Origin of the sequence: Marinobacter gudaonensis (assembly GCF_900115175.1) — a bacterium.
Lineage (GTDB): Bacteria > Pseudomonadota > Gammaproteobacteria > Pseudomonadales > Oleiphilaceae > Marinobacter > Marinobacter gudaonensis.
Window position 1 is genome coordinate 2,657,654 of the sequence record NZ_FOYV01000001.1, and the last position, 20,371, is coordinate 2,678,024.

The 20,371-nt window shown below is 60.3% G+C and carries 20 protein-coding genes; 7 read left to right on the plus strand and 13 right to left on the minus strand.

The window, feature by feature from the left end; all coding sequences use genetic code 11:
- Window positions 1–70: 70 nt before the first annotated feature.
- Complete coding sequence (locus BM344_RS11955; RefSeq protein ID WP_091990052.1) at window positions 71–2,332, plus strand: diguanylate cyclase; 2,262 nt, start codon at window positions 71–73, stop codon at window positions 2,330–2,332.
- Window positions 2,333–2,335: 3 nt separating this feature from the next.
- Here the strand turns inward: BM344_RS11955 and BM344_RS11960 are convergent, their stop codons facing one another.
- The 5 genes from BM344_RS11960 to BM344_RS11980 form a co-directional block, all read right to left on the minus strand.
- Window positions 2,336–2,776, minus strand: coding sequence for a universal stress protein (locus tag BM344_RS11960; protein ID WP_091990055.1), 441 nt, complete (start codon window positions 2,774–2,776; stop codon window positions 2,336–2,338).
- Window positions 2,777–2,807: 31 nt separating this feature from the next.
- Window positions 2,808–4,094 (minus strand): TRAP transporter large permease, encoded by a 1,287-nt coding sequence (locus tag BM344_RS11965; protein WP_091990058.1) that lies wholly within the window; start codon window positions 4,092–4,094, stop codon window positions 2,808–2,810.
- Between the two features lie 35 nt (window positions 4,095–4,129).
- Window positions 4,130–4,723: a TRAP transporter small permease gene (locus BM344_RS11970; RefSeq protein ID WP_091990060.1), complete on the minus strand. Its 594-nt coding sequence runs from the start codon at window positions 4,721–4,723 to the stop codon at window positions 4,130–4,132.
- A 103-nt stretch (window positions 4,724–4,826) separates the two neighbouring features.
- The gene (locus BM344_RS11975) at window positions 4,827–5,858 is read right to left on the minus strand and encodes a TRAP transporter substrate-binding protein (protein WP_091990063.1); all 1,032 of its coding nucleotides are present in this window, start codon (window positions 5,856–5,858) and stop codon (window positions 4,827–4,829) included.
- Between the two features lie 141 nt (window positions 5,859–5,999).
- Window positions 6,000–6,539, minus strand: coding sequence for a YqiA/YcfP family alpha/beta fold hydrolase (locus tag BM344_RS11980; protein ID WP_091990066.1), 540 nt, complete (start codon window positions 6,537–6,539; stop codon window positions 6,000–6,002).
- Between the two features lie 146 nt (window positions 6,540–6,685).
- Between BM344_RS11980 and BM344_RS11985 the strand changes: the two genes are divergently transcribed.
- Complete coding sequence (locus BM344_RS11985; protein WP_208603396.1) at window positions 6,686–7,237, plus strand: glutathione peroxidase; 552 nt, start codon at window positions 6,686–6,688, stop codon at window positions 7,235–7,237.
- A 28-nt stretch (window positions 7,238–7,265) separates the two neighbouring features.
- Here the strand turns inward: BM344_RS11985 and BM344_RS11990 are convergent, their stop codons facing one another.
- Complete coding sequence (locus tag BM344_RS11990; protein WP_091990071.1) at window positions 7,266–8,276, minus strand: LLM class flavin-dependent oxidoreductase; 1,011 nt, start codon at window positions 8,274–8,276, stop codon at window positions 7,266–7,268.
- Window positions 8,277–8,369: 93 nt separating this feature from the next.
- Window positions 8,370–8,999, minus strand: a complete 630-nt coding sequence (locus BM344_RS11995) for a metallophosphatase domain-containing protein (RefSeq protein WP_091990074.1) — start codon at window positions 8,997–8,999, stop codon at window positions 8,370–8,372.
- 107 nt (window positions 9,000–9,106) lie between these two features.
- On the opposite strand from BM344_RS11995, the gene BM344_RS12000 reads away from it, so the two are divergent.
- Window positions 9,107–9,979 carry an Nmad3 family putative nucleotide modification protein gene (locus BM344_RS12000; RefSeq protein ID WP_091990076.1) on the plus strand — a complete coding sequence of 291 codons (873 nt, stop codon included), beginning with the start codon at window positions 9,107–9,109 and terminating at the stop codon, window positions 9,977–9,979.
- On the opposite strand, the gene BM344_RS12005 is transcribed toward BM344_RS12000, so the two are convergent.
- Entirely contained in the window at window positions 9,945–10,721 is a 777-nt protein-coding gene (locus BM344_RS12005; protein WP_091990078.1) for a crotonase/enoyl-CoA hydratase family protein, read from the minus strand. The genes BM344_RS12000 and BM344_RS12005 overlap by 35 nt on opposite strands.
- Before the next feature lie 113 nt (window positions 10,722–10,834).
- Between BM344_RS12005 and BM344_RS12010 the strand changes: the two genes are divergently transcribed.
- Complete coding sequence (locus tag BM344_RS12010; RefSeq protein ID WP_091990081.1) at window positions 10,835–11,596, plus strand: putative 4-mercaptohistidine N1-methyltransferase; 762 nt, start codon at window positions 10,835–10,837, stop codon at window positions 11,594–11,596.
- 13 nt (window positions 11,597–11,609) lie between these two features.
- Here the strand turns inward: BM344_RS12010 and nfsA are convergent, their stop codons facing one another.
- Window positions 11,610–12,347 (minus strand): oxygen-insensitive NADPH nitroreductase, encoded by a 738-nt coding sequence (gene nfsA, locus BM344_RS12015; protein ID WP_091990085.1) that lies wholly within the window; start codon window positions 12,345–12,347, stop codon window positions 11,610–11,612.
- Window positions 12,348–12,470: 123 nt separating this feature from the next.
- Between nfsA and BM344_RS12020 the strand changes: the two genes are divergently transcribed.
- Window positions 12,471–13,679 (plus strand): GGDEF domain-containing protein, encoded by a 1,209-nt coding sequence (locus BM344_RS12020; RefSeq protein ID WP_228143613.1) that lies wholly within the window; start codon window positions 12,471–12,473, stop codon window positions 13,677–13,679.
- A 34-nt stretch (window positions 13,680–13,713) separates the two neighbouring features.
- Here the strand turns inward: BM344_RS12020 and BM344_RS12025 are convergent, their stop codons facing one another.
- Window positions 13,714–14,034, minus strand: a complete 321-nt coding sequence (locus BM344_RS12025; protein WP_091990088.1) for a hypothetical protein — start codon at window positions 14,032–14,034, stop codon at window positions 13,714–13,716.
- A 158-nt stretch (window positions 14,035–14,192) separates the two neighbouring features.
- On the opposite strand from BM344_RS12025, the gene BM344_RS12030 reads away from it, so the two are divergent.
- Window positions 14,193–14,831, plus strand: a complete 639-nt coding sequence (locus tag BM344_RS12030) for a hypothetical protein (RefSeq protein ID WP_091990091.1) — start codon at window positions 14,193–14,195, stop codon at window positions 14,829–14,831.
- A gap of 232 nt (window positions 14,832–15,063) precedes the next feature.
- Window positions 15,064–15,351 (plus strand): hypothetical protein, encoded by a 288-nt coding sequence (locus BM344_RS12035; protein WP_091990093.1) that lies wholly within the window; start codon window positions 15,064–15,066, stop codon window positions 15,349–15,351.
- Here the strand turns inward: BM344_RS12035 and BM344_RS12040 are convergent.
- Genes BM344_RS12040 through BM344_RS12050 form a run of 3 tightly spaced genes read right to left on the minus strand, consistent with a single transcriptional unit; the run spans window position 15,348 to window position 20,255 of the window.
- Window positions 15,348–16,337 carry an L-threonylcarbamoyladenylate synthase gene (locus BM344_RS12040; RefSeq protein ID WP_091990097.1) on the minus strand — a complete coding sequence of 330 codons (990 nt, stop codon included), beginning with the start codon at window positions 16,335–16,337 and terminating at the stop codon, window positions 15,348–15,350. The two genes, BM344_RS12035 and BM344_RS12040, sit on opposite strands and share 4 nt — an antisense overlap.
- Entirely contained in the window at window positions 16,330–18,681 is a 2,352-nt protein-coding gene (locus BM344_RS12045) for a YbcC family protein (protein WP_091990100.1), read from the minus strand. The genes BM344_RS12040 and BM344_RS12045 overlap by 8 nt, the downstream gene beginning before the upstream one ends.
- Complete coding sequence (locus BM344_RS12050; RefSeq protein ID WP_091990104.1) at window positions 18,681–20,255, minus strand: NADH-quinone oxidoreductase subunit L; 1,575 nt, start codon at window positions 20,253–20,255, stop codon at window positions 18,681–18,683. The genes BM344_RS12045 and BM344_RS12050 overlap by 1 nt, the downstream gene beginning before the upstream one ends.
- Between the last annotated feature and the right edge of the window lie 116 nt (window positions 20,256–20,371).

Below are 20,371 nucleotides of genomic sequence, written 5' to 3' on the forward strand. Positions count from 1 at the left end.
GCTCTTGAAAACGATGCTCCTGCGCTATACTCAGAGCATTCCGCCCCTTTGCGCAGGTTCGCCTTAGCCGATGTTCGATTCTCACCTGCTACGCTGTTGTTTGCTGCTGCTTACGGGGCTGATCCTTCCGGGATCTGGCCATGCCGCCTCCCAGGCGGTTGCCGAAGGTTGGGAATATCGCTGGGGCGATTCACCGTTCAACACCGAGGGTGTGCCGGAATGGGTGCTGGAGGATGCCCCCGACCAATGGCAACGTATTGGTTTCCCGTCCAACCCGCCAGACCGCAACGGGCGGGAGAATGTCTGGTTCCGGGTAACCCTGCCGGAAGGCGAATGGCAGGAGCCGGTGCTCTACATCTTCAGTGTCGATCTGATTGTCCAGGTGTGGGCAGAAAGTGAGAAGATCTACCAGTACGGAACCTTCGACGCCCAGGGCCGCGGCCGTTTTGAGGGTTGGCCCTGGCATGAGGTTCTCCTGCCGTCGGGGTACGAGGGCGAGCCCGTCTATTTCCGCATTTTCTCGAACTACACCGACATTGGTCTATGGGGCGAGGTTGCCATCATGGATCACCCGGATCTGGTCCTCTACATCCTCGACAATTCCCTTGAGGCACTGGTGATCGCCGGTTTCACCGTTCTGATCGGAATACTGGCGCTGATCTTCTCGTTGCTGCAATCGGAGAAAAAAACCTTCGCCAGCATCTCCCTGTTTACACTGGCGTCGGCACTGATGCTGGTCTCCGAAAGCCAGGCCAGCCTGCTGATCGCCTATCGGCCCCTGATGTGGGATTACCTGGCCGCCGGTTCCTACTTCATGTTGCCGGTGGCCCTGGCGCTGTTGCTGGAGCAGTGGCTGATCAGCCATCGCCCCAGGCTCATTAACCGGATCTGGAAGATCCATCTGGTGTATCTGATCGGCGCAATCGGGGGTTCCCTGCTGGGCCTGTTCAACCTTTCCTCCACCTTCCCGGTGTTTGATGCCTTGTTTCTGGCGTCAATGAGCGTGATTGTGGCGGTGGTGCTGCGCCGGATCCGTGTGATGCTGCCAGAGCAACAGATCCTGCTGTTGGCGTTCGCCGTGTTCTGTGCCCTGCTTATCCTCGACATGGCAGTAGCCCATGGCGTATTGCCCTGGAGTCGGGTACCGGTCAGTTGGGGCATGCTCCTGTTCTCGCTGGCTGTCGTGATAATCGCGTTGTGGCATTATGCCGGCACCCAACAGGCGCTCAAGCGCCTGAACGTGTCTCTGGAAGAGCAAGTGGCCGAGCGCACGGCCCGCGCTGAAGGACTCGCCCGCCGGGAGCAGGCGCGGGTTCGGCTGCTCACCTTTGAAAACCAGAAGAGCCGGATTGTTGCCCGCGTTATCGCACAAATGCAGGACTGTATCGAACTGAGACAGGCCTTTGACATGCTGACGCGTGAAATGCCGGAAATCTGTAGCCCTTTGCAAGGCGCTTTCTACCTGCGCGGCGCCGAAGATCGATACCCGCGGGTGGCGATCTGGGGTGGCGGAGGGGATGAGTCGTTTCCCTCTGTTCTGGACGGCAACCAGGGGCTCCCCGAACCCTCGGCCTTGCCCGAGGTCCGGCATTGGCAAGAAACAGCAGACGGCACATCGGCGACGGGGCCTTCCCGCCTATGCTTCTGGCTGCCGGTCGAATCCGCCAGTGCGGGCACTGTGATAGAAGGGGTTTTGTTACTGGCCAGCGAGGGCATTTTCGGCCGGTCCAGCGGGGAATATGGCGCAGCACGCTTGTTCGCGGCGCTCGACCAGTCCATGCAGCGAATCGGTATCACGCTCTCGAGCATCGCCCTGCGTGAAGAGCTACAGAAATTCTCCTACGAGGACTCTCTCACTGGTCTGAAAAACAGACGCTACTTCGACCAGCTCTTCGAGCACGAGAGCGCCGTCGCGCAACGAAATAATATGCCGCTTTCATTACTGATCGTCGACATCGATCATTTCAAGCGCTTCAACGACAGCCACGGTCATGAGGCTGGAGATCTGGCGTTGCAGACGGTCAGTCATGTCCTGGAGCAATTGTTCCGGGAAAGCGACATTGTTTGCCGGTATGGGGGCGAGGAGTTCGTGGCCGTCATGCCCGGGGCGACAACGGCGGCAGCAACCGAGAAGGCTGAAGAGCTTTGTGCGGCGGTCAGGGCCAGTGCCATTATTTACCGGGACACCGATCTCGGAGCCGTCACCGTGTCCGTGGGCGTGGCGAACTGGCCCGATCTCGGCCAGGAGCCTGCCAGCCTCCTGAATCTGGCAGACCAGGCCCTGTATCGTGCCAAAAAAGCCGGCCGCAACCGCGTGGAAGTGGCCCGATAGGCCTCAGACCACCAGTACCGGGCATTTCGCGTGGGAAGCCACCCGGTGGGAGACACTGCCAAGGATCATGCCGTCTTTGTCACTGTGGGTGCCACGGGTGCCAACCACAATGAGGTCCGCCTCCTTGTCCTGAGCGAATTTGACGATCACCTTCGACGGCCGGCCACCTTTCACAAATCCCCGCAATTTGGTCGCTCCGTGTTCCTTGGCCAGTTCCTTGGCGTGGTTGACCACTTCCTTGGCGTATTCCGAAAGCACCTTGTCCGGAATGTCCATCTCCTGGGGACGGCCAATGGACAGCGAGGCCTCAAACAGGCTGTGGTGCTTGTAGACGCAGATAATGTAGATCTCGGCGTCGGTCAGCTTCTGCAGTTCGATGGCCTTGTCCAGGGCCTTGAGCGATGTCTTGGAACCGTCAACGGCTACCAGGATCCTCTTGAACATGCTTCTCTCCTTAAGATTCCGGTCCGTTAGGTCAGTCCCTGAAGGCAAGATCACGCAGGAACAGGGCAATATCCGGGAATGCGATGATCAGGCCGGCTGCCGCAACCAGTATCAGAATGAACGGCGGTGTGCCCCGTATCACCTCAATATAGGGCCGTTTGAAGATCGCAATCGCGGTGAATATGTCACAGCCAAACGGCGGCGTCGCTGAACCGATGGCGACCTGAAGGGTAATCAGCACACCGATCAGCACCGGGTCCAGGCCGGTTGCCTCAATAGCCGGCGCAAAAATCGGGGTCAGCACCAGGATGACCACGATCGGGTCCACGAACATGCAGGCTATGAAGAAGGCGATACAGATGGTGACCATCACACCCACGGGGCCCATGTCACTGATACCCACCGATTCGAGGATCGACTGGGGAATCTGGGCGAACGAGATGATCCAGGAGAAGCCGTTGCCAACGGCCACCAGGATGAACACGACCGCGGTAATCAGGCCGGTGGATTTGGCAATCTTGTAGACATCACCCAGTTTCAGGGAACGGAACACGCCAAATTCCAGGAAAAAGGCGTAGAGAACGCAAACGGCCGCGGCTTCGGTCGGGCTGAAGATGCCGCCGTAGATACCGCCGACGATAATCACCGGGAACATCAACGGCCAGAGTGCGTCGCGTACAGAAATGGCCCGCTGTCCCCAGGTGGATTTTTCCTCGGTGGGCACGTTGTTTCTATAGGCGTAAATCAGACAGTAGATCGAGAACATGAACAGGATCAGGATGCCAGGCCCGATGCCCGCAATGAACAACTCGGCGATGGAGGTTTCTGAAATGACCCCGTAGATGATCATGCCGATGCTCGGCGGAATCAGGAACGCGATATCACTCGCGTTGATAATCAGTGCCAGTGTGAAAGGGTCGGAATAACCGGCCTTCAGCATTTTCGGGCGAAGCGGGGAGCCAACCGCAACCACCGTTGCCTGGGTTGAGCCGGAGACAGCGCCAAATAGTGTGCAGGATGTGGCGGTACTGATGGCCAGCCCGCCTTTGACGTGCCCGATAAACGCCATGACCATATTGATCAGCCGGTCGGCTGACTGGCCGCGGGTCATGATGTCCGCTGCCAGAATGAACATGGGAACGGCAATCAGGGAAGCGGGCCGGATGCCCCCCATCATCTGTTGGATAAACGTGCCCATCTGGCCGAAGCCGTCGAACATCATTACAAAGCCGACCACCGCGCCGGTGATCAGCGGAACCATCATCGGGAAGCCCAGCAGCAGCAACCCGATCATGATTATCATCATTATAGTGCCCATGGGTTTCTATCCTTCATTAAGGTCTGCAGCAGGGTTCAGACTTCTTTCTCGGTATCGGCATAGCCGTCGACCACCCCGGTCGAGAGGTACACGTCTTTGCTGGTGAAGTTCTTGATCGCAGTCAGAAAGTACTGGATGCCGGTGATGGCAAAGCCAATAGGTGCCCAGATATAAATCCACCAGACTTCAAATCCGAGGGCCGGAAGGATTCGTCCACGACTGGCCAGGGTCTCGATATAGAAATAGGAGTGGTAACACAGAAAGAACATCACCACGGAAGTAAACAGGGCGATGATAATCATCAGTACCTTTCGCCCTTTGGGAGGGATAGCATCGTAGATGGCCGACATCCGGATGTGACGACCGTGCCGGGCAGCATAACCAATGCCTGCGAAGGTAATCAGAATGATCAGGATTCGGTTGATCTCCCCGGAAAAAAACAGACCTTCCTGGAAGACATAACGGGCAATGACGTTTACACAGGTGTTTACAGCCATCAGGATCACGCCCATGGCGAGCATGAAGGCTTCAATCTTGCTGATGAATACGTCGATGGTTCCCAGGAAACCGGGCAGGCCGGACTCGTAGGAACCGGTATCGTCTTCGATCTCCGGAGACTTCTCAGACATGGGATTTCAGCTCCGAAATTGCGACTGCCATGGCGGGCGCGCGACAGTCGCGGGTTAACCGACAACCGGGCTCCCCCAGGAGAGGGAGCCCACCATTGACCTGTTACTTGTCGGACTGAACTTCTTTGAGGTCTTCCTCAAACTGATTCAGCAGTTCCTTGCCGTCCTCCCCGGTCATTTCCAGGAATTTTTCCTTGACCTGAGGTGCCCGGGCCTTGAAAGCCTCAATCTGCTCGTCGGTCAGGCGGGTAACGGTGACTTCGTCGCTGGCCTTCTTGATCTTCTCAAGGGAACGCTCTGACAGGCCCTGGATATGCTTGATGATTTCTTCGAAGGCATAATCCGCCGCGTCCTGAACCAGCTTCTGGTCCTCGGCGGACAGGCCGTCATAGAAATCCTTGTTGGCCATCATGGCAGTGGTGAACCAGCCATGCTTGGTGAAGGTCAGATGCGGAGACACTTCGTACAGACCGCCGGACTCGATCCAGAAAATGGGGTTTTCCTGACCCTGGATCATGTTGGTCTGAAGCGCGCCATAAACTTCACCCCAGGGCAACGGAGTGGGTGTTGCGCCGAAGGCGGAGTAGGTTTCAGACAGAAGCGGGTTGGTCATCACCCGGATCTTCTTGTTGTTGAAATCGGCGGGGCTGGTGATCGGCTCGTTGGCGGTCACCACCATTTCACCTTCCGGATACATCTGCAGCAGTTCCAGACCATGCTCTGCGTAAAGTTTCGGGAACATTTCATTGATCGCTTCGCTCTCCCGGAAGAACTCGATCACCGTGTCCATGTCGGTCGGCATCAGGTAGGGGATAAAGAAGATCTGGGCTTCCGGAATCAGGGCGCCGGTGAAGCCGGGAGACTGGTTTACGAAATTGAGAATGCCAGCCTGGGTCTGCTCCATGATATCGCTGGATTCGCCTAGTTCACCAAAGCGGTAAATCTGCAGGGTGTGGTCCGAATTCTTTTCGATGTATTCCTTGAAGTCGTATGCGAACACATCCTGTACGTCGCCTTCATACTCCTCGTGTGCGTACCGCCAGTTGGCGGCATTCACGGAGTTTGCTGCGGTCATGGCCGCGAATGCGAACGCTGAAATTCCGGCCAGTTTCTTGAACTTGCTGATGCTGCTCATCGGGTTTTCTCCGTTCGTTTTTTTGCTGAAATTTATTGTTACATTAATAAAGACTGGCAAAACAAAGTGGTTTTCGCAAGAAAATGGCCAAATCAATCCATTCCAGCGCCGAAAAATTTGCCGATTCGCAAGTTCATGAATTCAGCGATTTTTCGTATCCAGAAGACAGGTTTGGAGGAACAGACGGAACTCACTGACCACCCGGTTCAGGCTGTTTTCAAGTCGGTGGCCATCAGGCAGCGTCAGGATCGGGAGCCGTTGGCGACATGCCAGATCAAGCACCGGACCCACCGGCACCACGTCGTCGTCCCAGCCGTGAATGATCTGGCAGTAGCGGGCCCGGATGACCGGGCTGGATTGCGGATAGCGGGCCATGGCCAGGGCCGGTGCCAGCAGGAAGCAACCCAGCACCGGGGTCTCAGAACTGGTCTGGGCGCACACCCAGCCCCCCATGCTGGAGCCGGCCAGCACGGTGCGCTCGGGTGCCGAGCCAACGCTGGCCATTGCCTCACCCATCTGGGCGAGGCGGGTGGCCGGATCCTTTGTGGATCGGTGGTCGATGGCGTGGGCACGGACGTTCTCAAAGCGTTCGGCCTCGGCCTTCATGGCCTGGATCTTGGTGCTACCTGGCCCGCTTTCGAGGCCGTGGGACAGGAAAATATGGGTGATCGGGTCGGTCATGCCTGGTGTCTCCGGTCGGTTGTCGGGCGGTTCCTGATCATGGGTTACCGATCATGGGTCGGCGAAGCCGGGCTTGTCCAGCGCACGTGAGCCAGCAGGGAGCCTCGCTCGTACACAAACAGAACCGAATGACAGGAAGCATGACCATGGCTCTACGATCCTTTTTTCTTTTCATCATGGTTGTTTTAGGGGGCGGCCTTGGTGCGCCATCCGTTCTGGCCGAGGCGTGTCCGGCGTTTCTGGATCACGAGCAGCGAAGGCTGCACTCCAGCGAGTCGGTGAACCTCTGCGACATCGCCGCAGGCAAGCCCATGCTGGTGGTCAACACCGCGAGTCGGTGCGGCTACACCGGCCAGTTTGCAGGGCTGGAGGCCCTGCACAAGGAGTATGCCGGGCGCGGGCTGATGGTTGTGGGCTTCGCCAGCGACGATTTCCGACAGGAGGCGGACACCGAGGCGGAGGCCGCGAGGGTCTGCTACAAGAACTTCGGGGTGACCTTCACCATGATTGCTCCAGGTGCGGTGACCGGCCAGGCGGCAAACCCGGTGTTTGCCGAGATCAACCGCCAGAGCCAGCCGCCGCGCTGGAACTTCACCAAGTACGTGCTGGACCGGGAGGGCAAGGTTGTGGAGACCTTCCCGAGCCGGGTGCGGCCCGAAGACCCTGAGTTGATCAGTGCGATTGAATCGGTACTCTGAGCGGGATTGAGCCAGGCTGACGGCGCGCTCAATCCCGAGTAGCGGCCAGGATATCCAGCGCATGGCGACGCTTCTCCGGGTCGTGGACGTCGACGGTGAACATCAGTTCTTCCACCTCCACTGACGCCAGAAGGGTCCTGAGCTGTTTGCGCAGGCTGTCGGCATCACCCAGTATTTGGAGGCTCAGGAAGTCCTGCACGCTTGCCTTTTCGCCTGCGTTCCAGAGCCCGTCCATGGAGGCGACCGGAGGTTTCATCCACAGTGGCTGACCCCGGAACAGCGCGAGGATACGCTGGTAGCTGGTGGTGGCCAGATATTCGGCTTCCTCCATAGAGTCTGCCGGAATGGCGGGAATCGCCAGCATGGCATAAGGGTGTTCCAGGCGATTGGATGGCTGGAAATTGTCCCGATAGACTTTCAGCGCTTCGCGGTAGAGCCTTGGCGCAAAGTGGCCGGCGAAGGCGTAGGGCAGCCCGCGCATGGCGGCCAGCTGGGCGCTGTAAAGGCTGGAGCCCAGTAGCCAGATGGGAACTTCCGTGCCGGCACCGGGGATGGCCTTTACCGGCTGTCCGGGCTGCAATGGCCCAAGCAGGGTCTGCAGGCGGGCAACGTCCTCCGGAAACTGCTCCGCGCCGAGGCCATCGCGTCTTAGCGCGCGTGCGGTGACCGGGTCAGTGCCGGGCGCGCGGCCCAACCCCAGGTCGATGCGGCCGGGATAGAGGCTTTCCAGAGTGCCGAACTGTTCGGCAATCACCAGCGGCGGGTGGTTGGGCAGCATGACCCCGCCCGACCCAACCCGGATAGTCCTCGTTTGGCCTGCAATGTGGCCTACCAGAACAGCGGTCGCGGAGCTACTGATGCCTTCCATGTTGTGATGTTCTGCCAGCCAGAAGCGCTTGAAGCCGAGCTGTTCCCCCCGTTGCGCATAGGCGACACTGTTGGCCAGGGTGGTGCCAACGGAATCCCCTTCCCGTACCGAAGCCAGCTCAAGCAGTGAGTAGTCGGGACTTTTGGGTATCGGGTTCTCCGAGCGGGACATAGGACTCTCCGGGCAGGAATGATGGTTGGCAAGAAGCAAACATGGCGTTCACTGGCGCCGGTTTCAAGGCCTGGGGCGTTTGCCGGGGTCGGGCTAGAGGTCAATCACGATGGCCGGGTTTTCGGGCTGGAACCGGCCATTGCAACTGCTGGCATTTACGTACAGGCAGTCACCGATCCTGTGCTGGCCGTGGCCTTCGTGGATGTGACCAAACACATGCAGTTTCAGGGGAAGGTTGGCCACGCGTTCCGCCAGTGCTTCACATCCAGGATGAATACTGCCCGAGGGCGATTCGATCCGGTCGAGGATGCCCGCTGGCGGGCCATGGGTAATCAGAACGTCGGTGTCCTGCGGAATCTGCGCCCAGCGTTCTGCAATGGCGTCGCCCCGCTCCCGGTTGAACGCCCAGTTGAAGAAAACCGGTGTCCAGGGGCTGCCCCAGAATCTCAGGCCCGCCACCTCCAGCGGGCTGTCCTGCAGATAGTGGGCGTGGCGCACCCGTGCCCGTGCATCTGCCGGTTCATCCTGAAAACACCAGTCGTGGTTGCCGGCAATCAGGATCTTGTTCCGGTGCGGCAGCTCGGAGAACCACTGGTCGAGGTCTTCCAGCTCTTCCAGTGTCCCCACCCCGAGGCAGTCACCGGCATGGATCAGCAGATCGCCGTCGGGTACCTGTATCTGGCGGTGCATGCTGTGTGTGTCGGAAATACAGACAATTCTCATGGTGCAGGCCGGCCCGGTGTGTGTTGATTGCGCATTGTTGTTGTTTCTACGATAGCATTGACCGCTGGTTACATCCCCTTACATCCCCACGCTTTTCGAGAGAGGCCATGCGACTGATCCTGAGCCGGAAAGGCTTTGACTCATCCGCCGGCGGTTGCCCCAATCCGGTTCTTCCAGATGGTTCCCTGTGCGTGTTGCCCATCCCGGACCAGGCCTCCCGGGTCCGATACCGGGACGTGATGTTTGAGCAGCGCCGCCTGGACCGGCTGGTGCGGGATCTGACCGGCGGCCGCGTGCGGGGCGGTCATGGCGCTCACCTGGATCCGGACCTGATTGCTAGCGCTTACCCCCGGGCCGATGGCTGGCGTCCGGTACTCGGACAGACCGGCGCTGCTCAGGGACATCTCCGCAATCAGGGTGTCAGGGCCGGGGACCTGTTCCTGTTCTTCGGCGTTTTTCGCAACGCCGAGATCCATCAACGGCGGTGGCGTTTTGTGCCCGGGTCGCGACCGTTCCATGCTATCTGGGGTTGGCTGCATGTTGCCGAGGTGCACGCCGTGGACGAACTGCCGACCGGCGCACTGCCATGGGCAGACTACCATCCTCACCGCCACGGTCAGCCAGACCCTGGCAACACCCTCTACGTGTCGTCGTCTTCCTTTCAATGGTCGAATGGGACTGAGGCCCTGCCCGGCAGCGGGGTCTTTCCAGAACTGCAGGAGGCGCTGGTTCTGACGGATCCCGATAGTCGCCTGCCCACCCGCTGGCGACTGCCGTCCGGTTTCTTCCCGGGCGGCGACCGCCCGCCCCTGAGCTACCACAGCCGGGCCGACCGCTGGCAGCTGGCGCCGCCCTGGTGTTACCTGACCGCCGCCGCGCGGGGGCAGGAGTTTGTTCTCGACCTGGGCGCCTACCCGGACCTGACAGACTGGCTCACCGGCCTGCTCAGAACTGGCCGTGGCGGCCAGCACCCTCGGTGAATCGGCGAGCGCCGCTCAGAGCTTCCTCGAGCACCACCGGGTAGCCGCCGGCGCCTTCGGCTTCCAGGGCCTTCCGGGTGTCGAGATCCCACTGGCGCATGGCCGACGCCCGATCTGCCCGCAGGCATCGCTGCGGGAATCCGGCGATGCTGGCTGCCAGTTCACGGGCAGCCTCCAGGGCCGAGCCGTCGGGTACCACCCGATTGGCCAGCCCCATGGCGAGCGCTTCGTCCGCCTGCACTGGCCGACCGGTCAGGATCATGTCCATGGCCCGACCGTGGCCGATAATGCGAGGCAGGCGAACGGTGCCGCCGTCGATCAGGGGCACGCCCCAGCGGCGGCAGAACACGCCAAACACTGCCGACGTCTCTGCGATTCGCAGGTCGCACATCAGGGCCAGTTCCAGCCCGCCGGCGACGGCGTAACCCGAAATGGCAGCGATCACTGGCTTGGAAAACTGCATGCGGGTCGGCCCCATGGGACCATGGTCCGTGCCGTGTGGATCTACCCGGTTGCGTCGCTCCGCATCGCCGATGGCTTCCAGATCGGCTCCGGAACAGAAGTGGCCTCCGGCGCCACAGAGGATGGCGACCTTCAACGTGTCATTAGTCTCGAACTCGGTGAAAGCCAGTCGCAAGGCGTCGGCGGTTGGGCCGTCCACGGCGTTGCGCCGGTCGGGTCGGTTCAGGGTGATGATGTAAATGCCGTCGTCAGCGTGGGTGACAATCGTGGGTTCGTTCATTGCCAGATCCTGATCTTGGTTTTTCCTGTGGTTATTCGCCTAGAATAGTAGAGCCTGAGGTCGCCAGACCAACGAATTCAATGATCCCAGCCCCGCCCCCGAGGAGATTTACCGTGCAGCAGAGCGACTTCTATGAGAAAGACACGGCACTGGCCCAGTACCTTGAGTTCCACTTCGGTGAGCGCTGGCACGGCGAGGCCAATTTTCCCAAGGCGCTGGCCGACGCAGCCCTGTCGGTCATGGACGGCCGTCCTCTTGAGCGGGCGCTGGACATTGGCTGCGCCTGCGGCCGGACCAGCTTCGAGCTGGCCCGGCATTTCCGACACGTGGATGGCATCGATTATTCCAGTGTGTTCGTGGAAAAGTGCCGGGAAGTGGCGCGGGACAGGGAGGTGCGCTACGCCCGGCCGGAGGAGGGGGAGTTGGTCAGTTACCAGCACCGCACCCTTGCGTCCCTGGGGCTGGAGGCGAGCGCTGACCGGGTGGCGTTTCATCAGGGCGACGCCTGCGATCTGAAGCCGGAGTTCAACGGCTACGATCTGGTGCTGGCGGGCAACCTGATCGACCGGCTCTACCAGCCGTCGCTGTTCCTGGAATCCATCCACGAACGGATCAACGAGTTGGGCCTGCTAGTGATTGCTTCACCCTACACCTGGCTTGAGGAGTACACGCCGAAGGAGCACTGGGTGGGCGGTTTCCTGCAAGATGGCGAGGAAGTGTCCACGTTTGATGGTTTGAAAGCCATGCTGGCGCCAAATTTCCGGCTGTTGTTCGAGCCCTGGAGCCTGCCGTTTGTCATCCGCGAGACCCGCAACAAGTTCCAGCACAGCTTCTCCGAGCTGACCGTCTGGGAAAAGCTGAGCGACCGGAACTGAGGCCCATCCGGAACTATTTCATTTCAAAGCCGCATTTGCGCAGGAATTCACGCATGTGCGGTCGCAGTTTGGCGGTGAACAACGGCTTGAGCTGTTCCGACCAGGTTGTGTCCTTGTTGCCGCCGGTGCGGAGCCGGTAGTACTCGTTCATGGTCCGGTCGAATCCCGCCACCAGTTCCTCGTCCCGGGTATCGGCGTAATAGTCCTGCCGGAGGATGGCTTCCACAGGTAAACGGGGCTTTATCTCCGGTGTCTGGTCCGGGTAGCCGAGGCACATGCCGAACACCGGGTACACGTGCTCCGGTAACTTCAGAATCTCGCTGACCTCGGCCGGGTTGTTTCGGATGCCGCCGATATAGCACAGGCCAAGGCCCTCAGACTCGGCTGCGATGGCCACGTTCTGTGCCATCAGGCTGGCGTCGATGGTGGCCACCAGTAACTGTTCGGTCATGCCCCGGGTCACCTCGGCCCCGGCGCGCTCGGCGGCGTCAGTGGACCGGCGCATGTCGGCGCAGAACACCAGAAAATCCGCGCATTCGGCAATGTAGTCCTGGCCACCGGCCAGCTCAGCGATTCTCCGGCGGTTGTCCGGATCAATCACGTGGATCACGGAGTAAGCCTGCACATGATTGGAGCTGGCGGCGCACTGACCGGCCCGGATCAGTTCTCGCAGCAGCTCCGGGGGAATTTTCTGGTCGGTGAATTTACGGATCGAGCGGTGGGATTTGAGCAGTTCGATGGTTGGATTCATGGGGTTTCGAGTCACCTTCGTGGAATGCGTGATGTCTGTCACAAATATCATACCAAACGCTACAGTTCAGGGGCGCAAGCGGCGGGCCGGGGCTGATAGTCTGCTGGTAATGATAACTCCTGCATGGACTGCCCCACCGCCATGAGCCTGACGATGCACCTGCCAACCTTGCTGGTCACCTCGGTCATGATCAACCTGCTGATCGGTGGCATGCTTTGGGCCATGTATCACCTGCGGCATCGGGAACGCTGTTTCCTGTACTGGGCCGTCGCCTGTCTGACCTTTGTCGCGGGCACCGCAATCGCGGTCGCGGAGCGCCTGACCGATTTGCCGGTCGGTACTACGTTTGTCACCCATCTCCTGCTGGGCCTCTCTCCGATGCTGCTGTTAGCGGGTATCCACCTGCTTATGGATCTGCCCCCGGCGGGAACACGTGGTTCGGCCCGGATCCTGTACGTAGCCTCTGTGATCTACCTTTTGGGCCTGGCGGCGGGCGCTGGCTTTGACCCTCACGTTCCGCGGTTTCTGACTGCCTTGTATTCAGCGCTCCTGTTCAGCTTGGCGATATACCGTCTGGGCGCCATTGAACGCAAGCCCCGCCTGCCCCTCGCAATCCTGCAAACGCTTTTTGCCATTCACGGTACCCTGATGATGGCCCAGGTGCTGGTGATCGGGTTAGCCCCGGTACTTGGCGGACAACTGGACGTGGAAACCCTGCTCAAGCTCATCCTCGTCAACCACCTGCTGCTGGTGAGTGCAACGGCCATGGCACTGCCGTTACTGGCGTTTACCCGTGCCGAGCAGATTCTGGTGGCGCTGGCAGAGCAGGACGGACTGACCCAGCTTCTGAACCGCCGCGCCTTTTACCGGGAGGGAGAGCTGGCCTTCAACAAGGCCCGAAAAGCGGGCAACCTGATCACCGTGTTGATGATCGATCTTGATCATTTCAAACAGATCAATGACCGTTGGGGACACGCGGTCGGCGATGAATCGCTGCGAACCGTGGCCGACCTTCTGACGGCGGAGTTGAGGGATGATGACGTCATCGGACGGGTCGGAGGTGAGGAGTTTGCCGCCGTGCTGCGCAACAACAGCCGCGAGGCGGTCGAGGCCGTGGCCGCTCGCCTGCTGCAGCGGATTGCAGAGACGGGGCGCGAAATCAATAACGTGCCGGTGCATCTGTCGGCCAGCATCGGAGGCGCCACTCTCGGGCCCGAGCACGGTCGCTTCCAGGATGTGCTGGCAAGTGCCGACCGGGCGCTGTACCGTGCCAAGCAAAATGGCCGCAATCGTGCCGAATTCGTTGCCTCACCGATGGGTGCCAGGGCCTGAGATCAAAGCGCTTTCAACCGCACGGCGAGCGCACTCAGAAGCCCGCGTCCTCTTCCAGCCGGTTGCGCTCCAGATACTGGGTCAGCCCTGCATTGAGCAGCGCCAGAACCAGGAACAGCAGGATACCCTTGGGAACCAGGGCATGAATCTCGGGATTGGGAGCGGTGGAAGCCGTCACCAGGATCAGCCCGAGGATATTGCGGGCCAGGCGCAAGGTCAGGATGGCGCACAGGCAGCCGGAGCGGAAGGCAGAGTCTGCCCCCTTCAGAAGCCGATTGAACGCCGGCATCAGGTGCACGGAGTTCAGTAGCAGTATGGAAAAGATCAGTAGCTGTAAAACGCTGTAAATGGTCATAAGCAGAGACTTGTACGTAACACTGCGGCGATAAAAGTGGCGAAATTATCTCCGATCTGACCCGCTTTTTCCAGATTGACGCTTGACGCGCCCGGGCGTGCGAACCGCAGACATCGTGCTAACCTTCTGAAGACTCAGGTTAAAGGGAGGGTGAGTGGATGGAATACGTCGCTCCGATCAGCAGCGCGGTCATGGCCCTGGTCTGGATTGTTTACTTCCAGCTGTTTTTTCTGCAGTACAAACGAAACAACCGGCCCTACCTGGTGATTCACCACGCCCAGAATGAGAATCCCGACGCCCTGTGTCTGCTGGTGAACATGGGCAAGGAAACCGTGCATGTCCAGTGTGTGCAGGCCGTGCTTCATACCCGGGCCGGTGAAGAAAAGACCATGACCGTCACCGAGTACCGGCGGGTAAGCGCCGACGACGTCAACGTGCATCAGGTGTTACGTCAGGGCCCTTTGCAGCCGGGCGGCTATCTGGTGCTGGGATCGTTTCGCAACATCATCCTGGGGCGCCGGAGCGAAGACAGCGACAGCGATTACCTGTTCGAGGATATCACCGATGTGGAACTGGGGGCGGCGGTGATTCATGGCCCCAGCAAGTATCCGGTGGGTGTGCGTCGAAGCTTCACGCTGCGCCATGAAGGCGGCCCGGAAATCTTCCCCCACAACATTCACAGCGAACAGTTGATCCGTCGGCGGGACCGCCACCAAGTACGGCACTGGATCGAACAGGAGCTTCAGCCAGAGCGGCGCGGACGCTCGGAATCGGACAGTTCTGATCAATCGCAATAATGGACTTTCCCACTCGGGCCTGCGGATTCAGGAAGTCGACAAAACTGGAGAGCCGAGTTTCCACTATCTTCCCCAGTCTCTGTGCGCAGCGAAAGTGTGGGAACCAGTCGTGGTTTGCCACGATAAACCGGCCTGAATCCGCTGTGGCCCGTTCGCATGGGTTGTTTTTGTCGTTTGCCCTCCCAAGTATGGAGATGTAGTCAATTCACCGACTCCTTCAGGGAGGGTAGTTATGTCATTGAAAGACGAACTGATCAGAAAAGCCGAAGCGCAGCTGGAAGAGTGGGAAAAGCAGGCCGATTCCCTGAAAGCCAACGCCAAGGCGAAAGAGGCCGAAGCGGAAAATGAAAAGGCCAGCGCGGATATTCAGGAGAGTGCGTCCGACGCCCTGCGCTCGGTCGAGGGAAAAATCTCCGAAGGCCGCAAAAAGCTGGATGAACTCAAGAAAAGCGGTGAAGACAACATAGAGTCGGTCCGCAAGCAGTTGTCTGATCTGATCGGGCCGGATAAAGATCGCTAATCATTCTCTTCAGTGCAGGCCCGCGCAAGCCTGTCGAGTACTGCCAACCACTGGCTCTGCGCGGGTGGAAGCTCGATGACAATCCGGTCGACGTTGGCCCGGTCCATTGCATGCATCGCGGTGTAGAGCATGCGGGCATAGTCTTTCGGATCAGCGCCGAGCCGGATGGCTTCTGACGCACCGTCTCCCGGTGCGGTTTGCCACCAGATCGCACCGGTTCGGCCTCCGAGCGCTGCAAATTCCTGCAGACTGTCAGCAAAACGTTCGGTGGCTACGCCAACGGTAGGCGTCACCGGCTGGTAGTGCCGTTTGACGCTGCCCGGCACGGCCTGGCTGGCGCTCTTGCCCGGCGCGAGCGTGATGCCCAGGCATTGTTCTATATCACTCTGTGAGATCTGTCCGGGCCGGGCAATAACCGGCGTGTCGCCGGTCAGGTCGATGATGGTGGACTCGATACCGACGGAACAGTCGCCGCCATCCAGCACCGCCGCGATCTTTCCGGCCAGACCAGCGAGCACGTGGTCCGCGGAGGTCGGGCTGATCCTGCCATAGGGATTGGCGGAGGGGGCAACGAGATCCCGGCCCAGCCGTTCCATGGTTGCCAGCGTTGCCGGATGGGCCGGCATCCTGACCGCCACACCTGGATTGCCGCCGGTAATGAAGTCGCTGACGCCGCGCCGCTTCGGCAGCAATAAAGTGAGCGGCCCGGGCCAGAAAGCCTCCATCAGCCGAATGGCGTTGTCTGGCAGGTGCTCGACCCATAACCTGATCCGTTCCGGCGCCGGAACATGCACGATCAGTGGGTGCCCGATGGGCCGCTGCTTGGCTTCGAAGACCTTTCGCACCGCCTGTTCGTTGCTGGCATCGGCGGCGAGGCCGTACACCGTTTCGGTCGGCATCGCCACCAGGTGCCCGTCGCGGAGCAGGCTGGCGGCTTGGTCCAGGTCCTCGGGGCGTGCTGCATCCAGCGTGAGGGTGTCAGGCATGAGTTAGCCACTCGTCTCGGTAATAACGTTCAATGGAGGTCTGCTCGTCGTTTATCCGGAACAGGTACAGCCAGTCGTTATCGATCAGTTGCTGCACCACCGGATGCTTCCGGGCGATCTCCGCAATCGCTTCTTTTGGAGCTGCCAGATATACGCTCAGGCGCAGAGGTTCGTGCACCCAGTGCTCGCCATCATGCACCGACTGCAGGGGTAAGCCGATCCGCAGGTCGCCGCCGTTGCCCTCGAACACCCCGATGTGGCCACCCACTACATTATGCAGCACCTTGTTGCCGCTGCCGTAATGCAGGTTATCGGTGACAGACATGAAATACTGCAGGTTGATCCAGTGGGTAACTACCATGGGCGCGGTCATGATCAGCTCAAGGGTTTTGAAGCCTTCATCGTCGCGCCAATGGTAGTCGTGCAGGAAGCTTCGCCCTTCCAGATCCAGGCCCCGGGTCGCTGAGCGGGGAGCGACGATGAAGCTCGCGTTACCGGCCAGGCCCCACTCGGGCCGTACCTCTGACCAGTCCTGGCTGCGCTTGCGGATGGTGCTGTCGACATCCCGCTCGTTGGCGATGCCCAGACGGGTCGCCCGCTCGCGACGTGCCTGGGCCCCGGCACGGGCCAGGAAGTCAGCGATCTCGCTGGGGACCTCACCGGTGCACTCCACTTCGTCCGTGGTGGTGTTGTGCAGTGCCCCTACGAAACGCGTCCCGGAGGGAATGGTCAGCCCGCGCTCGGCCAGGGCCGCGCGTACGTCCCGGTCGTTCAGAATGCCGGCAAGAACCCGGACATTGACCGAGCCTGTCTGGCCACCACAGGCACCGCAGTCAAGGCTGGCGGCGTGGGGGTTGTTACGTGTGCTGCTGCCGTGTCCGACCAGCAGTACGATGGGGGCAAACCGGTCCGTCAGCGTTATGGCGCGGAGAATTCCCTCCGCCAGTTCCGCCTTTTCCTCGGCGCCCAGCAAAGTGCCATCTTTTCGGATTTCGAACTCGGTCTGGTCCCTGTGTAGCTTGTCGACCGGGTTTTCCGAGGCCGTGCCGAAAAAGGTCTTGCGGACCATGCGCGCGAGACCGGCCAGCCCCATGCTTTCGATAAAACTGAAACTCGCCGGCCCGGCGTTGGAGAACTGCGACCAGTGAACGTGGTTGGCCAGCGACTGCTGGCGGAAGCTGGACGACGCCTCGACCTCCGAGACTTCCAGCGCGGGAGCAAGCAGGCCGGGCAATTGGGGCCGGGAGAATCCGGTGCCCTTGGGTCGGTAGGCAATGGGCAGCCCGAAGAAACCGGCAAAGCCGAGAGTCTGGATGGCTTCGTCCTGGGCCTCAAGCCCGCGACGAAAAACTTCCGAGCGTACGTCGATGCAGAAGGCAGCCTGCAGCTTCAGGGGCTGATCATCCGGGAGGTCTTCACGGGCAGGCCCGGACAGCAGCTTTCCCGCCAGTCGTGACTGGTACGCTGCTTCCGCCTCGGTCTGATGGTGCCAGCCGGCAATCTGGGACTGCTCATGGGTATGCAGCATCTCTGGCCACTCTTGCCATTGCCTGAGCCAGTGACGTTTCAGCTCGGCGAAGATCGCGCCGCCGCCATGCTGAACGTGTCGCCAGATCGCCAGCTCCCAGGCGAGGCGGATGGCCAGCAGTCCCGGCATAAGATCTTCCTCGCTGCCTCGGAGCCTGGCCTGCCAGCGCAGATAGGCGGCCCAGGAGGACCAGCCGTTGATGTCCAGCAACAGGGCATGGGCGTAGTCCGGGGCGTGGTCGGGCTGTGCAGCCAGGGCGTTGAAGCCATCGGTGATCAGTTTTTCATACCGATCGGGCAGAACCTGGAACTGGGAGGGCAGAGAGGGCTCTCCCATGACAATGGCAATGCCCCGATCCGCCCGCGTCATCTGCAACCAGCTGTAGTAAAGATCCTGGGCGTCGGCCTGAAAATCACCGGCGTCCAGGCGCTGGAAGTAGTCGCCGCAGAACTGGCTGATCTGGTGCACCACCTCATCCTGCCAGCCGACCTGGTGCGCGGTGTCGCGATTGCGATCCAGCTGGGCACTGAGGTTCTGCCAGTGCTCGGGCATGTGGGCGGTCTCGGCCGACGCTGGAGTATCGCCAAGGCTGTGAAGCGCCGCATGATTCTGGCAGCAGGTGCCATTCAGCGCTGCCATGCGCGAAGCAACCTCGGCAAACGGCCGGTCGCGCATTTCCCAGAGGGGATTGACCGCGATCATCTGATCCAGGGGCCAGGACGGCGCGATGCGGTCGCAGGCTTCAGTAACCGCAGCGTACCAGTCCGGAGTGCTGTCGTGTTGCTCGGAAGACTCGGTCGTTTGCGTGGTAAGCATCAGGCAGACTCCCTGGAACCAGAGGGTGAAGAGACAGTGACAACGGGCCGTGGCCGCACCACATCAGGCAGTTTGGCCGGCCAGATTTTCAGGGTCAGGCGAGTGGACCACTCATCCAGGTAACCGGCCGCGAAGAGGAACCGGTAGAGCCGCGCACCGGCTGGAGAGAAACGGTGATAGCGGATCTGGTAGTAGCCGAGTACGAGAACCCCGAAGAGCACGCCGACGAAGAGAAGCTCAAGCGGGCTTGTGGGGTTTGCCGGTGGCGCCAGCATCAGGTTGAAGAAGGTTTTCTGGAGCCAGTAGAGAGTCCAGAAGGCGGCGCCGATGAAAAGCCCCCTCGCCTTGTTCATAACACCACCGCCGGCGGAGAAAAATTCCGAGAACAGAATGACCAGCGCGATCCCCGGAACAAGCCAGGAGAAATGATGAGCCGCACCCGATCCGGGGGAGAGGAGCATCGTTGGTACAACAAACAGTCCCGCCAGGCAGGTCGCCGCCAGCCACTTTTTGCCATCCGGTTGGTTTACGGCAACCAGGCGCTTTTTCATCGACAGCTCCACGGTATTCCCGGCGTTAAGGAAGGTGTGCGCCTTGTAAGCGGAGTGGGCCACCAGGTGCAGCAGCGCCAGCTCGTACAGGCCCAGTGCGCACTCCACGAGCATCCAGCCCATCTGGGAGCAGGTGGACCAGGCCAGTCGGACCTTGATGGAAATACGCGTCATCATCACCAGGCTGGCGAACACCGCGGTGGGGCCCGCCACCAGAAGGAGCAGCCACTGGGCCGCGCTAACCTGGGAAATCAGCGGTGCCATCAGGATCATCAGGAACCCGCCAAGGTTGACCACGCCCGCGTGGAGCAGAGCAGACACCGGGGTGGGTGATTCCACCACCTGGATAAGCCAGCCATGGAACGGTATCTGGGCACATTTGAGCAAGGCGGCCACCGCCATAAGAATCGCCGCGGTTTGCGTTCCCGGCGGGATGTCCGCATCTGCGGATACCCGTGCCAGAATCTGATCGATCAGCAGCGTATCGTACTGGATGTAGAGCAGTGCGAAGGCGATGCCCAGGCACAGCTCGGCCAATCGCGCGAAGATGAACTTCTTGTGGGCGGCGAGGGCGGCACGGGGGCGATCCGGAAAGAACATCAGCAGCTGGTGCAGGCTCACACTGATGGCGACCCAGCTGACAAGAAACATCACCAGATGGTTGGTGATGGCAATCACAGAGACGCTCGCGAGAATCACCTGAAGCCAGACCATGAAGCGGCGTTGCCCGGGATCTCCCGCCAGGTACCTTTCGGAAAACTGCCCGAGCACCATGCCCAGCAGGGTGATCAGCAGCAACATGATGAAGGCCAGGGGGGCCTGGCTCAGCCAGGTTGCCGATACCGGCCACCAAACGCTGCCAATGGCCGCAACCAGCGCGAAGACAAACGCCAGTCTGAAGATGGCCGACCGTATCAGCACACTCGCCCTCTGGCCTGATCTCGCGGTAGCGAAAGCGCCGACGCCGTACGACAGCGGTACCAGGAGCAAGAGCAAGGGTTCGATGTGCTGGATATCGAACATGAAGGACCCCGTAATCAGCGATAGGTGAGTAGGCGTAGTATCCCGGGCTTTTTAAGTGAATAAAAATATATATATCCGGACGAAACGTTCTAAAATAACGAACAGGTCTGTTGTCA

Coding starts and splice junctions, on each gene's coding strand:
- BM344_RS12045 (WP_091990100.1), bottom strand. CDS start 18,681: ATGCTTACCACGCAAACGACCGAGTCTTCCGAGCAACACGACAGCACT.
- BM344_RS12030 (WP_091990091.1), top strand. CDS start 14,193: ATGGAATACGTCGCTCCGATCAGCAGCGCGGTCATGGCCCTGGTCTGG.
- BM344_RS11990 (WP_091990071.1), bottom strand. CDS start 8,276: ATGTCCCGCTCGGAGAACCCGATACCCAAAAGTCCCGACTACTCACTG.
- BM344_RS11970 (WP_091990060.1), bottom strand. CDS start 4,723: ATGTCTGAGAAGTCTCCGGAGATCGAAGACGATACCGGTTCCTACGAG.
- BM344_RS12040 (WP_091990097.1), bottom strand. CDS start 16,337: ATGCCTGACACCCTCACGCTGGATGCAGCACGCCCCGAGGACCTGGAC.
- BM344_RS11965 (WP_091990058.1), bottom strand. CDS start 4,094: ATGGGCACTATAATGATGATAATCATGATCGGGTTGCTGCTGCTGGGC.
- BM344_RS12050 (WP_091990104.1), bottom strand. CDS start 20,255: ATGTTCGATATCCAGCACATCGAACCCTTGCTCTTGCTCCTGGTACCG.
- BM344_RS11995 (WP_091990074.1), bottom strand. CDS start 8,999: ATGAGAATTGTCTGTATTTCCGACACACACAGCATGCACCGCCAGATA.
- BM344_RS12020 (WP_228143613.1), top strand. CDS start 12,471: ATGGACTGCCCCACCGCCATGAGCCTGACGATGCACCTGCCAACCTTG.
- BM344_RS11985 (WP_208603396.1), top strand. CDS start 6,686: ATGGCTCTACGATCCTTTTTTCTTTTCATCATGGTTGTTTTAGGGGGC.
- BM344_RS12005 (WP_091990078.1), bottom strand. CDS start 10,721: ATGAACGAACCCACGATTGTCACCCACGCTGACGACGGCATTTACATC.
- BM344_RS11960 (WP_091990055.1), bottom strand. CDS start 2,776: ATGTTCAAGAGGATCCTGGTAGCCGTTGACGGTTCCAAGACATCGCTC.
- BM344_RS11955 (WP_091990052.1), top strand. CDS start 71: ATGTTCGATTCTCACCTGCTACGCTGTTGTTTGCTGCTGCTTACGGGG.
- BM344_RS12000 (WP_091990076.1), top strand. CDS start 9,107: ATGCGACTGATCCTGAGCCGGAAAGGCTTTGACTCATCCGCCGGCGGT.
- BM344_RS11975 (WP_091990063.1), bottom strand. CDS start 5,858: ATGAGCAGCATCAGCAAGTTCAAGAAACTGGCCGGAATTTCAGCGTTC.
- BM344_RS11980 (WP_091990066.1), bottom strand. CDS start 6,539: ATGACCGACCCGATCACCCATATTTTCCTGTCCCACGGCCTCGAAAGC.
- BM344_RS12025 (WP_091990088.1), bottom strand. CDS start 14,034: ATGACCATTTACAGCGTTTTACAGCTACTGATCTTTTCCATACTGCTA.
- nfsA (WP_091990085.1), bottom strand. CDS start 12,347: ATGAATCCAACCATCGAACTGCTCAAATCCCACCGCTCGATCCGTAAA.
- BM344_RS12035 (WP_091990093.1), top strand. CDS start 15,064: ATGTCATTGAAAGACGAACTGATCAGAAAAGCCGAAGCGCAGCTGGAA.